The organism is Aeromonas sp. 30P (assembly GCF_051919805.1).
Classification (GTDB): Bacteria; Pseudomonadota; Gammaproteobacteria; order Enterobacterales; family Aeromonadaceae; genus Aeromonas; species Aeromonas veronii.
In genome coordinates this window covers 358,663-371,954 of sequence record NZ_JBQBEA010000001.1, presented here as the reverse complement: position 1 = coordinate 371,954, position 13,292 = coordinate 358,663, and the positions used below count along the sequence as shown (strand labels likewise).

At 60.8% G+C, this 13,292-nt stretch carries 10 protein-coding genes and 1 pseudogene; 7 read left to right on the top strand and 4 right to left on the bottom strand.

Annotation, left to right across the window (positions count from 1 at the left end):
• Positions 1-36: 36 nt before the first annotated feature.
• Together kefF and ACTG2B_RS01870 are read right to left on the bottom strand one after the other, a co-directional pair.
• Complete coding sequence (gene kefF / locus ACTG2B_RS01875) at positions 37-633, bottom strand: glutathione-regulated potassium-efflux system oxidoreductase KefF (protein ID WP_005339958.1); 597 nt, start codon at positions 631-633, stop codon at positions 37-39.
• A gap of 101 nt (positions 634-734) precedes the next feature.
• Positions 735-1,577: a LysR family transcriptional regulator gene (locus ACTG2B_RS01870; RefSeq protein WP_439995102.1), complete on the bottom strand. Its 843-nt coding sequence runs from the start codon at positions 1,575-1,577 to the stop codon at positions 735-737.
• 142 nt (positions 1,578-1,719) lie between these two features.
• Between ACTG2B_RS01870 and ACTG2B_RS01865 the strand changes: the two genes are divergently transcribed.
• From ACTG2B_RS01865 to ACTG2B_RS01840, 6 genes are all read left to right on the top strand, one after another.
• Complete coding sequence (locus ACTG2B_RS01865; RefSeq protein ID WP_005348556.1) at positions 1,720-2,442, top strand: SDR family oxidoreductase; 723 nt, start codon at positions 1,720-1,722, stop codon at positions 2,440-2,442.
• Positions 2,443-2,530: 88 nt separating this feature from the next.
• Positions 2,531-2,854: a hypothetical protein gene (locus ACTG2B_RS01860; protein ID WP_439995101.1), complete on the top strand. Its 324-nt coding sequence runs from the start codon at positions 2,531-2,533 to the stop codon at positions 2,852-2,854.
• Positions 2,855-2,900: 46 nt separating this feature from the next.
• Positions 2,901-3,332 carry a DUF411 domain-containing protein gene (locus ACTG2B_RS01855; RefSeq protein ID WP_005339953.1) on the top strand — a complete coding sequence of 144 codons (432 nt, stop codon included), beginning with the start codon at positions 2,901-2,903 and terminating at the stop codon, positions 3,330-3,332.
• A gap of 234 nt (positions 3,333-3,566) precedes the next feature.
• Positions 3,567-5,720, top strand: coding sequence for a S9 family peptidase (locus ACTG2B_RS01850; RefSeq protein WP_439995100.1), 2,154 nt, complete (start codon positions 3,567-3,569; stop codon positions 5,718-5,720).
• A gap of 413 nt (positions 5,721-6,133) precedes the next feature.
• Positions 6,134-7,105 (top strand): TAXI family TRAP transporter solute-binding subunit, encoded by a 972-nt coding sequence (locus tag ACTG2B_RS01845; RefSeq protein ID WP_005339950.1) that lies wholly within the window; start codon positions 6,134-6,136, stop codon positions 7,103-7,105.
• A gap of 103 nt (positions 7,106-7,208) precedes the next feature.
• Positions 7,209-9,764, top strand: coding sequence for a TRAP transporter permease (locus ACTG2B_RS01840; protein ID WP_150997948.1), 2,556 nt, complete (start codon positions 7,209-7,211; stop codon positions 9,762-9,764).
• 521 nt (positions 9,765-10,285) lie between these two features.
• Here the strand turns inward: ACTG2B_RS01840 and ACTG2B_RS01835 are convergent.
• Complete coding sequence (locus ACTG2B_RS01835; RefSeq protein ID WP_439995099.1) at positions 10,286-11,539, bottom strand: phospholipase D-like domain-containing protein; 1,254 nt, start codon at positions 11,537-11,539, stop codon at positions 10,286-10,288.
• A gap of 73 nt (positions 11,540-11,612) precedes the next feature.
• On the opposite strand from ACTG2B_RS01835, the gene ACTG2B_RS01830 reads away from it, so the two are divergent.
• Complete coding sequence (locus ACTG2B_RS01830) at positions 11,613-11,789, top strand: hypothetical protein (protein WP_005339947.1); 177 nt, start codon at positions 11,613-11,615, stop codon at positions 11,787-11,789.
• Here ACTG2B_RS01830 and ACTG2B_RS01825 read toward each other — a convergent pair.
• A pseudogene (locus ACTG2B_RS01825) lies at positions 11,767-13,187 on the bottom strand (transglycosylase SLT domain-containing protein). The gene ACTG2B_RS01830 and the pseudogene ACTG2B_RS01825 overlap by 23 nt on opposite strands.
• Positions 13,188-13,292 lie beyond the last annotated feature (105 nt).

Sequence of the window (13,292 nt, the reverse complement as noted above, 5' to 3'; positions counted from 1 at the left end):
GCTCATAAGCTCGGCCAACAAGCAGCCCATGTTTCATCAGAGCACCTCCAGCAAGTCGCGCAGATAAGGACGCCCGGCCAGTTGCTCCGGGGTCAGCTGATCATCACGCAGGGCGCAAAGCAGCTGGCGGTAATCCTGTCCACAGCGGCGCAGGGCGGCGGGATCCTTGATCTTGTGAAAGGAGTGCAGCACGAAAGGGGGCAGCCAGTTCATGCCGCACAAGGTGGCCGCCTGCTGAAATGGCAGCAGAAAGTCGAGCAGCGGTCGGCTGTTATACCCCTCGCTGCAGTAGGACTCCGGCGCCCCGCCCGTGGTGATGGCGCTCAGCCACTGCTTGCCCTTGAGGGCATGAGCCTCGGGGCCGTAGGCATAGCCATACTCCAGCACCAGATCCATCCACTCTTTCATGATGGCCGGGCAGGAGTACCAGTAAAACGGGTGCTGGAAGACGATGATGTCGTGCTCACAGAGCAGCGCCTGCTCCCGCTTCACATCGATAAACATGTCGGGATAGTGCTGATAGAGGTCGTGAACAGTGACCCCCTCCAGCCCCTCAATCGCCTGCAACAGCTGCTTGTTGGCCCGCGAGCTCTGCAGCGCGGGATGGGAAAAAATAACCAGAATGCGTTTCATGACCACATCACCCGAACAAAGCCTTGCTGTGCAAGGCGCGGTAAACAGAAAAGGGGAGTCTGGGGAACTGCATCGTAAAGGTGCACAGGAGAGCGACCTTATCAGGAAGCGCCATAGCCTGCCAACTCGGGGATCAGCTCCCGCAGCGCCGGATTGAGGGTCTGGTGGGCGGGATAGCAGAGCCCGATCCGGCGAAACATCCGCGGTCCGCTCACCGGCAGGGTACAGAGCCCCGCCTCATCCTCGACCAGCCCGTCCGGCAGAAAACTGATGCCGACCCCCGCCAGCACCAGCGCCATCACCAGCCCCTTGCTCCCGGCCTTGGCCACCAGATTGAGGGTAAGGCGGTCACAGGCCAGCAGGCCGATAGTCTGCTGATGGGCTTCGCAGGGCGGGCACTCAATAAAATCATAATGTTGCAGCTCGGCCAGCTCGATCCTTTCGCGACTGGCCAGGGGGTGATCGACCGGCACGCAGAGCACGTAATCCTCCTCCCACAGCGGCAGGAAGATCTCGTCCTCCCGGCGCAAGGCATCCAGCGTCAAACGGCAGTCGGCGGGTGTGGTGTAGTCGGAGAGGGTGAGATCCAGTTGCGGCAACACGCGCTGTACTTGCTGCAACAGCCCGGCCACCCGGCGGCGACTCAAGTCCGGCATGATGGCGATATTGAGCCTCGCACGCGTCGCTTTCTGGCGAAACAGCTCTGGCAAACGGCGCGCCTCCTCCACCAGCTTGACCGCGTGAGGATAGAGATAGTGGGCCGGATCTTTCGCCACCACCCCCTTTTTGCCCCGGACAAACAGGCTGTCACCGAGCGCCTCTTCCAGCTGGCGTAGCCCCGCCGAGAGGGAGGGCTGGCTGACGTGGCAGCGCTCGGCTGCCGCCGTGATGTTCTTCTCTTCATAGATGGCAATGAAGAAACGCAGCAATCTCAAGTCCAGCATAAACCAACCATAGTTTTTTCAGATGATAACCAGCGGAAAACAATATTTATCACTTATAGATGCAGTGACTATAGTGATTGGGTTCCGTGCTGGCCAGCCACCTGTTTGCTCAAACCGACTCTTGAATCAGAAGGAAAGACCCATGTCCAAATCTCTCGTCGTGATCACCGGTGCCTCCGCCGGGATCGGTGCCGCCATCGCCCGTGCCTTCTCTGCCGCCGGTCATCCGCTGCTACTGCTGGCCCGCCGGGTCGAGCCGATGCAGGCACTGAACCTGCCCGATACCCTCTGCATCGGGGTCGATGTGACCGACACCGCCGCCATGAAGGCCGCCGTCCAGCAGGCAGAAGCCAAATTTGGCCCGGTCGGCTGCATGGTCAACAACGCCGGTGTCATGCTGCTGGGTCAGGCCGATGTGCAGGATCCCGCCGAATGGCAGCAGATGCTCAACATCAACGTGATGGGGGTGCTGAACGGCGTCCACGCTGTGCTGGCAGGCATGAAGGAGCGCCGCAGCGGCACCATCATCAACATCAGCTCCATCGCCGGTCGCAAGACCTTCCCGAACCATGCTGCCTACTGCGCCACCAAGTTCGCCGTGCACGCCCTGACCGAGAACATCCGGGAAGAGGTGGCCGATGTCGGCGTGCGTATGGTGACCATTGCCCCGGGTGCGGTCGAGACCGAGCTGCTCAGCCACACCACTGACGAGAGCATCAAGGCCGGTTACCACGACTGGAAAGATCAGATGGGCGGCGTCATTGCACCGGAAGTGATCGCCGATGCCGTGCTCTACGCCTGGAATCAGCCTGCCAACGTCTGCGTGCGCGAGATCGTGCTGGCGGCGACCCGTCAGCAACCTTAATCCTGGCTGACTGACACCATGGGGAGGGCTTGACCCTCCCCCGGGGCACAGGGTTACCATGTGCCCCTTGTTATTTTCGAGTCATTCCATGGTTCTCACCCGTCGCCAACTCGCTCACGCCCGTCGCTGGCTCCCCTTGTGGAGTCTGGTGCTGGTGTTGATGTCGTTTGGCAGCCGGGCCGCAACCGACCTCTGTACCCTGACCACCCACTGCAGCCAGAGCGAGCGTACCCTGGAAAAAGCGATGCCCTGCGGCAGCTTTACCACCGCTCTCTCGATGACGCTGGTAGGCAGCGACAGCCTGACGGTCGCCGTACTGGAACCGGATACCCCCGACTTCGTCTCCCCCTCTCTCTTTATGCCGGACGCCCCGTGCGAGCGGCTCGAACGTCCCCCACGCACCCGGACCTGAAACGCATCCCGTATCGGGCATCTTTTCTTTCAATCTGAGGTGAGTGATGTACAAACCCCTGTTACTGGCCATGCTGGCCGGTACCGTCAGCTTTTCGGCCCTCGCGGCCGAGAAGATGACCGTCTACAAATCCAAATATTGTGGCTGCTGCCAAAGCTGGAACGAGCACATGGAGCAGAATGGCTTCGAACTGGAGGTCATCGAAACCGAACAGCTCGGCGCAGTGAAGCAGCAATACGGTATCGCGCCGGAGCTGGCTTCTTGCCATACCGGTATCGTAAATGGCTATGTGATCGAGGGGCATGTACCGGCCGCCGATGTGCAGAAGCTGCTCAGGGAAAAACCGGCGATCCGTGGCCTGACCATTCCGGGCATGCCCCAGAGTGCGCCGGGCATGGATATTCCGGGCCATCCCTATGAGGTACTGAGTATCAGCAACGAGGGCGCGACCAACCGCTGGTCGAGCTACCCAGGCTGACGAAAACTGGTCATGAGAGGGCACTCCCATATCATGTGAGGCACACCTGAGCGGACTCTTGCCGCTCATGGCCAGAAAGAGGGCCGCTATCGCGAGATAGCGGCTTTTTTTGATTACATTTCCTGCAATAACAAGGGATTGCTTGCAACCACCGGCAACAAGGGGCAGATTTAACGCCAATTCATGGAGCCGATGCTCAGGTCCACCAACCCTTTCCAGCGCCAAGGATGCGACATGTTTACCTTTTCCCGAGGAGTTCTGCTGCTAGCCTTTCTGACAGTTCTCCCCCCCACTTATGCCAATGAAGAGCCCGCCATGCTGACAAGCGAACATCCAATCCAGCCGCCCGTGGCCGCCAAACATCCCCGCACTCTGAAAAAACACGGGGATACCCGCATCGACAACTACTACTGGCTGCGTGACGACGAGCGGCAGAAGCCCGAGGTGTTGGACTATCTCAAGGCCGAGAACGCCTATACCGAGGCCATGCTCAAGCCGACCCAACCCCTGCGCGAACAGCTTTACAAAGAGATGGTCGCCCGCATCCCCCAGCAGGATGAATCGGTGCCCTATGTGAAGAATGGCTACCGCTACCAGACCCGCTATGAGCCGGGCAAGGAGTACGGGATCTATTCGCGCACCAAGCTCGGTGAAGAGCAGGCGAGTCTGCTGCTCGACAGCAACCTGCGGGCGGAAGGGCACGAGTTCTATGCCCTCGGCGCCCTTGAGGTGAGCCGCAACAATCGCTGGCTGGCGGTGGCGGAAGATTTCCTCTCCCGCCGTCAGTACCAGATCCAGTTCCTCGATCTGGAGAGCGGCCAGTGGGCCACCGACAAACTGGAAAATACCTCCGGCAATCTGGTGTGGGCCAACGACAACAAGACCGTCTTCTATGTGCGCAAGCACCCGCAGACCCTGCTTCCGTATCAGGTCTATCGCCACACGCTCGGGACGGATCCGGCCACGGACAAGCTGGTTTACGAGGAGAAGGATGACTCCTTCTACATCAGCCTCTACGCCACCACCTCGGAAGATTTCATCGTCATCGCCCTCTCCAGCACCACCACCGGCGAAGCGCGGCTGATCGATGCCAACCAGCCGGAGCACGCCCCACGCCTGTTCCTGCCCCGTCAGGTGGATCACGAATACAGCCTGGATCACTACCGCGGCCGCTTCTATGTGCGCTCCAACAAGGACGGCAAGAACTTCGGCCTCTACGAGACCAAGGAGAGCCCGGTCGATCGCTGGAAGGCGGTGATCGCCCCCAATCCGGACGTGCTGCTGGAGAGCTACGCCCTGTTCAAGGATTGGCTGGTACTGGAAGAGCGCAACAAGGGGCTGACCCGACTGCGCCAGATCAACTGGCAGAGCGGTGACGAGAAGGAGATCGCCTTCGACGATCCTGCCTATGTCACCTGGCTCGCCTACAACCCGGAGCCGGATACCAGCGCCCTGCGCTATGGCTACTCCTCCATGACCACCCCCGCCTCCACCTATGAGCTGGACATGGCGAGCGGCAAGCGCACCCTGCTCAAGCAGCAACCGGTGGCCGGCTTCAAGGCCGACCAGTACGCCAGCGAGCGGCTCTGGGTGACCGCCCGCGACGGTGTATCGGTGCCGGTGTCGCTGGTCTATCGCAAGGACAAGTTCAAGAAAGAGCAGGCCGATGCGCCCAAGAATCCGCTGCTGGTCTATGGCTATGGATCCTACGGCGCCAGCATGGATCCCGACTTCAGCAGCTCGCGCCTGAGCCTGCTAGATCGCGGCTTCGTCTACGCCATCGCCCATATCCGGGGTGGTGAAGAGCTGGGCCGTCACTGGTACGAAGATGGCAAGTTGCTGAAAAAACAGAATACCTTCAATGACTTTATCGATGTCACCAAGGCGCTGGTTGAGCAAGGCTACGGTGCCAAAGATCAGGTCTACGCCATGGGCGGCAGCGCCGGTGGTCTGTTGATGGGGGCCGTCATCAATCAGGCGCCCGAACTCTATCGCGGCGTGGTGGCGCAGGTGCCGTTCGTCGATGTGGTTACCACCATGCTGGACGAGTCCATTCCCCTCACCACCGGGGAGTATGACGAGTGGGGCAACCCGAACCAGAAGCGCTACTACCACTACATGAAGAGCTACAGCCCCTACGATCAGGTGAAGGCTCAAGCCTACCCCAACCTGCTGGTCACCACCGGGCTGCACGACTCGCAAGTGCAGTATTGGGAGCCCGCCAAGTGGGTCGCCAAGCTGCGCGAACTGAAGACAGATGATAACAAGTTGTTACTGAACACCGACATGGACGCCGGCCACGGCGGCAAGTCGGGCCGCTTCAAAGCCTACGAGGATATCGCGCTGGAATACGCCTTTATCCTGGATCTGGCCACCCCGGCCAACTGATCCCTCATGACTCCGGCCCTTGTCATTCAAGGGCCGCATAAGAATCCTCTCGTAGTTTTTCCCTCTTCCATTTCCCTCCATATCAAATTAATCTTCGGCAAGAAAATGAATGATCGAGGTCATGTTTCTCAAGATTTAACTCCGCTATTTTGCCATTTCGTTTGATTTATGTTGGGTGAATGTGCTTAATCGGAGTGCTTGCAACTTTTTATTTGGCCCCTCAGGGGCCAATTTATCTTCGACCGACAGGAGGTCGGTAGCCTCACCACAGGATGAGGGTGACTGCCGGAAAGGGGGTGATCAACTCCCCCGCTTTCGCGCAACGAGAAGAGCGGGCAAGCTCGGCGCAGAACGGGATTGCCATCAATTTATCCGGGGATCGGATAAACAAAATCAAAGAAAAGGGAGAAAAAATGAAAGGATTAACTTTGGCATGCGCCCTGTCGGCGGCTCTGGTCGGTGTCTCATTCGGTGGTCCGGTACAAGCGCAGGAGCGCTTCGTGACCATAGGCACCGGCGGTCAGACCGGCGTCTACTATGTCGCTGGCCAGTCCATCTGCCGCTTCCTCAATCGCGGCGCCGCCGATCACCAGATCAAGTGCAACGCCCCGGCCAGTGGCGGTGGTGTGGCCAACGTCAACGGCATCCGCAGCGGTGAATTCAACTTCGGCATCATGCAATCCGACCACCAGTTCAAGGCGATGAAGGGGCTGCCACCGTTCCAGGCCGAAGGGGCTATGGACGATATGCGCGCCGTCTTCTCCCTGCAGAGCGAGGTATTCACCATCCTGGCTCGCCGCGATGCCAAGATCGCCAGCTTCGACGATCTGAAGGGCAAGCGCGTCAACATCGGCAACCCGGGCTCCGGCCAGCGTGACACCATGGAAGAGATCATGGCGGTCAAAGGCTGGAAGAAGGGTGACTTCGGTCTGGTCTCCGAGCTGAAACCGGCCGAACAGGCCTCCGCCCTCGGTGACAACAACATCGACGCCATGAGCTACTTCGTCGGTCACCCGAACGGTGCCATTCAGGAAGCCTCCACCACCACAGATGCAGTACTGGTACCTGTGACCGGCGCCGACATCGACAAGCTGCTGGCCGAGAAGAGCTACTACAGCAAGGCCGAGATCCCGGGCGGCATCTACAAGGGCAGCGATAAACCGACCCCCTCCATCGGTGGCAAAGCGGTGCTCTCCACCAGCGCCAAAACCGATCCGGAAGTGGTCTATCAGCTGGTCAAGTCGGTGTTCGACAACCTGGATCGCTTCAAGCGCCTGCACCCTGCCTTTGCCGACCTGAAAGAGGCCGACATGATCAAGGTGGGTCTCTCTGCACCGCTGCATGAAGGGGCTGCCCGCTACTACAAAGAGCGCGGCTGGCTCTGATTGAAGGCCCCGGGGCCTTTGTCACTCTCTTCGACACCCGTCCGCCGCCTGATTGCGGGGGCGGGTGTCGCTCTTGTTGTACTCGTTGGCACAAGTTAACCCTATGCAAGATAAACAACTCTCTACCGAGGAACTGATCGCCCAGGATGTGGGCGCTCGCCTGCCGCTGGGCCCGCTGGGCTGGATCATCACCACGCTGGCGCTGGCCTGGTCCCTGTTCCAGCTCTGGATCGCCTCGCCACTCCCCTTCATGGTGGGGTTTGGCGTACTCAATGACACCGAAACCCGCTCCATTCACCTCACCTTTGCCCTGTTGCTCGCTTTTCTGGTGTTCCCGGCGTTTCGCTCCTCGCCGCGGGATCGGGTCCCCCTCGGTGATATCGCCCTCGGTCTGATCGCCGCTGGCGCCGCGTCTTACCTGTTCGTGATGTATGAAGCGCTGGCGCTGCGCCCCGGCACCCTCACCACCGCCGATCTGGTGACCGCCTGCATCGGCATTCCGCTGCTGCTGGAAGCGGCGCGCCGCGCCCTGGGGCCAGCACTGGCGGTCATCGCCATCGTCTTTCTGATCTACAGCCTGGCGGGCCCCTGGATGCCGGGACTGCTGGCACATCGCGGGGTAGGCTTTACCGCGCTGGCCAACCACCAGTGGATCACCACCGAAGGGGTGTTCGGCATTGCCCTTGGCGTCTCCACCAGCTTCGTGTTCCTGTTCGTGCTGTTTGGCGCCCTGCTGGAGCGGGCCGGTGCCGGTCACTACTTTATCCAGCTCGCCTTCAGCCTGCTCGGTCACCTGCGCGGCGGCCCCGCCAAGGCGGCAGTGGTCGCCTCCGGCCTGACCGGTCTGATTTCCGGCTCGTCGATTGCCAACGTGGTGACCACCGGTACCTTCACCATCCCGATGATGAAGAAGGTGGGCTTCAGTTCAGAGAAAGCGGGGGCGGTGGAAGTAGCCTCCTCGGTAAACGGCCAGATCATGCCACCTGTGATGGGGGCTGCGGCTTTCCTGATGGTCGAATACGTGGGCATCCCCTATGTGGAGATCATCAAGCACGCCTTCCTGCCTGCCACCATCTCCTACATAGCGCTGCTCTACATCGTCCATCTGGAGGCGTTGAAACTGGGCATGCAGCCCATCGGCAACCATCAACCCAAGCCCTGGCTGCGCCGCCTGACCGGTTTTGCCTTTGGCGCGGCCCTCATCAGCGGCCTGTCACTGGCGGTCTACTATGGCCTCGGCTGGCTCAAACCTGCTTTGGGTGACTACGCCCTGCCGGGGATCTCGGTACTGCTGGCTGCCACCTATGTGGCCCTGTTGAAGATCGCCGCCAGCAATGAACCGCTGCCTGCCGAAGATCCCGACAAGCCGCTCACCGAGTTGCCCAACACCCGCGCCGTGCTGCTCTCCGGCCTGCACTTCCTGCTGCCGGTGGTAGTACTGGTATGGTGCCTGATGGTGGAACGCCTCTCGCCGGGGCTGTCGGCCTTCTGGGGTACCGTGATGCTGGTGATCATCCTGCTGACTCAGCGCCCGCTGCTCAACTGGCTGCGCAAGGACGGCAAGCACGACTACGGAACCGTCGCTGACGGCGTGGTGGATCTGCGGGAAGGGCTGGTCGCAGGTGCCCGCAACATGATCGGTATCGGCATTGCCACCGCCACCGCGGGGATTATCGTGGGTGCGGTCTCCCAGACCGGGGTTGGTCTGGTGCTGGCTGATCTGGTGGAGTTCCTCTCCATGGGCAACCTGCTGCTGATGCTGCTGCTGACCGCCCTGCTGAGCCTGATCCTTGGCATGGGGCTGCCCACCACCGCCAACTACATCGTGGTGTCCAGCCTGCTGGCACCGGTGGTGGTGACGCTGGGGCAGCAAAACGGGCTGATCGTGCCGCTGATCGCGGTGCACCTGTTCGTCTTCTACTTCGGCATCATGGCGGATGTGACGCCGCCGGTGGGACTGGCTTCCTTCGCGGCAGCCGCTGTCTCCAAGGGCGACCCCATCAAGACCGGGATCACGGCGTTTTACTACAGCCTGCGTACCGCAGCGCTGCCGTTCCTGTTTATCTTCAACACCGATCTGCTGCTGATCGACGTGGACTTCGCCCACGGTGTGCTGATCTTCATCGTGGCGACCATCGCCATGCTGATCTTCGCCGCCGCCACTCAGGGCTGGTTCCTGGTGAAGAGCCGCTGGTACGAGAGCGTGCTGCTGTTGCTTGTCGCCTTTACCCTGTTCCGCCCGGGTTTCTGGATGGACATGGTGCACGACCCCTATCGCGAAACCCCGCCTGCCCAGCTGGCCCAAACCATGGGTGAAGTGGAGGCGGAGAGCACCCTGCGGCTGCGGATCCTCGGTGAAGATGCCGTGGGCAAGCCACGCAAGTTCACCCTGCTGGTCGCCGTACCGGATGGGGCAAATGGCGAGGAGCGGCTGGCCAATCTGGGGCTGAGCCTCTATGAGCAGGATGGCAAGACGCTGATCGACAACGTCGCCTTTGGCAGCCCGGCCGCCACCATGGGACTGGAGTTCGATCAGGAGATCCTCACCGTCAAGGCGCCGACCGAGCGCTGGACCAAGGAGTGGATGTGGATCCCGGGCTTCCTGCTGTTCGGGGCGATCGTCTGGCTGCAGCGTCGCCGCAGCGTCAAGGCCGGATAATCCACCGGGCAGATGAGACAGAGGGCCGCTATTGCGGCCCTCTTTTTATTGCCTTGCCCTCTGCGGCTCTTGCGATGAGCAACAGTCATGGAAAAAGGTAAACGGTGGCGAGCGGCCAAAAAAGTGGGGTGACATGTCCATGTCACCCCCTCGCAAATAGCATGTTCCATATTGGAGTCCGGCCACACCGGGTCTCTGTTTCACTTTACGATAGTTCGCGACCCATCTGAAGTGAGCGCCAATTGCAGCGATGCAACTGGCCAGCTACCCGTTACAACCTTCGTCCACACGGCAGACAAGCCGCCGTGTTTGTCCTTGCAACTGAAATATTACGCATAAAAACAAAATAAAAAACGTTTTTATGCTAATTCCATTCACATCAGAATACAAAAAACAGCCTTATCATCACCACTAAATTGTTATAAAACAGTAAGATAAATTCATGCATGGTTATTCACCCGCAAAGGGCATCAGCAATGGCTTACAAGGCTTTGCGACATCTCGCACAAAAAATGGCCACCTCACAGCCAACGGCGCAGTGGCAACCAGTCGCTCAGGCGGGATATCAGTCGCCTTGACCACCCCTCGGGTTTGCGCGGCAATCCACCCGCCTGCTCCTGCCAGCGAGCCAGCCACGTTCGCAGCGCCTCGCAGATCGGCGGGCAGTGCAGATGCAGCATCAGCTCGGTATTGAGAAAGAGCGAGCGGGGATCGAGGTTGAGGCTGCCAAACAGCGCCCGCTCCCCCCCCAGCAGGATCAGCTTGGCGTGCAGGCTGCCGTGGCCGTGGTCAAACTCGGTGACCCGGATCCCGCTGCGCAGCAACCAGCCGAGATAGCGTTGGTAGGCGCCATAGACCAGCGGCACATCGGTGCTGGCCAGCGAGTTGGTGAGAATGTCGATGGCGACCCCCTGCTGGCGCAGCCGCGCCAGACGGTGCCGGAACCCGCGAGTAAGGACGAGGTAAGGGGTCACCAACCCCAGCGAGCCGGGATTGTCATCCAGCTGGCGCCAGAGCTGACGGGCGGTGGTGGGACGGGAGATCAGCCCCTTGCCGGGACGGTCGAACCACACCTCGGCCCGCCCTTCATGCCACTGCAGCGGCAAATCGCGCTCGTCAAACAGCGCCGCAGGCAGATCGTAGACCGTGGCCACCGCCGGATCCGTCATGGTGAACAAGAAGTCGTTGACCACCTCTATTTCGGCGGGCAGCAGCTCGCGGCGCAGCAGATGGCGGATGGGGTGACTCCAGCGGCTGTGCCAGAACTGCTCGAACCCCTGCGCCATCTGCTGGCACAGCCCCCCCTGACAGGCGAGATCGAGATCCACGAAGGGCGCTTGCGGATCCAGACCGAAGTAGCGATCGCCTATGTTGCGCCCGCCGATCAGCGCCTGCTTGCCATCCACCAGCAGCAGCTTGTTATGCATCCGGTGGTTGATGCGGCGAAAGCTGAGCAGCCCTTCCAGCAGCAGTGCCAGCGGGCGCCAGCCACGCAGCCAGAAGGGGTTGAACAGCCGCACCTCGATCCTCGGGTAGTGAGCCACCATCTCCAGAAAGCGGTTGTCACCGGCATAGAGATCATCCACCAGCAGCTGCACCTTGACGCCGCGCCGGGCGGCGTGGAGCAGCTCGCTCAGCAGCAGCTTGCCGCTGCTGTCCTCCTCCCAGCTGTAGTACTGCGCCTGGATCCGCTCGCGGGCATGGCGGATCCAGTGGCAACGCACCTTGAGCGCCAGCAGGGGATCGTCGATCAGGGCAAAGGATCCGGGGATCATGGTGTCATCCTGCTGTCATGGCCGGGTGTCATAACGCTGGCGAGCCTCTTCACATATTCAAAAGGAGTTGCTGATGGAACTGCATGATACCCCGATGTTGCGCTATCTGGGCCAGCTCAGCCAGCCAGATCTCATCCCGGCCACCGGCCCCGCCCACTGGTTTTTGCAACACAGGGACGGTGGCTGGCAATTGCCGACCGTGCAGGCGACCCTGCCGGTCAACCGGCTCAGGGCTGAGCCGCTTCGATAGCGGCAGCCTTGCCCTCGATCTGGGGCAGGCTGAAACGATAGGCTACGTAGTACTTGTAGATGGTGCCGACATAGTTGATCGGCCCCTGTCCGACTTCGTTGGCTACCAGCTGATCCACGTTGCCGAACCAGACGTTGGGATCGAGCCCCAGCTTCTCCGCCTTGCCTCGCAGCGCCTGCACCCGGTTCGGCCCGGCGTTGTAGGCTGCGAGGGCAAACAGGTGGCGGTTGAGCCGATCCAGCTTGGGATCATTGAAGTAGGTATCGAGGATCAACCGCATGTAGCGGCAGGCGGCCTCCACATTTCCCTCCAGCGTGGTGAGTCTGGCACCGTTGATGCCGACTTCCCGCCCCGTACTGGGCAGCAGCTGCATGAGGCCCACGGCCCCCTTGGGCGAGCGCGCCTTGGGATTGAGGCCGGACTCCTTGTAGCCAAGCGCCGCCAGCATCAGCCAGTCGAGATCGTATTGATTGGCGTACTTCTCCAGCACTTTGCGAATGGTCGCGAGGCGCCCCATGGGATCCGGCGCCAGGATATTGCTCATCTGATCGCTGCGAACCAGCAACCGGCGCAGGGTCATGTCGCTGTAAAGGCTGTTGCGGCTGACGCTCGCCAGATAGCCATTGACCGCCTTGAGCAGCTCGGGGCTGTTCTTGCGCAGCGCCCAGGCACTGGTGCCGTTGCTGCGCAGAGGGATCAACTTGTGGGCCTTGAGGCCGGAGATCATCCCACCCAGCCAGATCCTCCCCTTGTAGCTGTCGGTCACCGTCAGGGGAATAATGCCAGCGGCCACCATCTCCAGCAGATCGCCATCCTGTAGATATTCGGGCACCGTTTCGATATATACGGGGGGCAGCCCCAGCTCGCGAAACAGCCAGTTGAGCTGGCGCAGACTCTCGTAGTAGCTGGAGCTGGCACGTACCCAGACCCGCCTGCCGGAGAGCTGGGTAATGCGGCTGAAGGCGGGCAGGCTCTGCTGGCTCACCACCCACTCCTCTATGGATGAAATGAGCGGCCGGGAGAAGGCCACCTGTTCACGCCGGGTCGGGGTCACCGTCATGGTTGCCGCAACCAGATCGCCGCGCCCCTCGGTCAGATAGTCCAGCAGCTTGTCCTGCCGCACCGGGATGTAGACCACCTTGAGTTTGACCTTCCTTTGGCGAGATAGGTCTTGTTCAGCCAGCGCTCGAACCCTTGCAGCTGATTGACCAGAATGCCGTACTGGGCGCCGCGATCGAGAAAGTAGAAGCCGCGCTCATAGACCACCAGCGCCCTGAGTTCGCGCTTTTGCAGAATGCTTTCGAGATCCCCGGGTTGGGGCAGACGCTGTGGCTTGAGTTCAGCCGCCAGCAGGGGAAAACAGCAGAGGGCCAGCAGAGCCCAGATCCAGCGTCGCATCACGATGGCAGCCCTTGTGCTGAGGTCACATCTGCTGCCTGTTGGCAGCACGGATCACGATAGAGGGTGGGATTGGGGGCAGAGATCCATCGCTGCGTCATGATG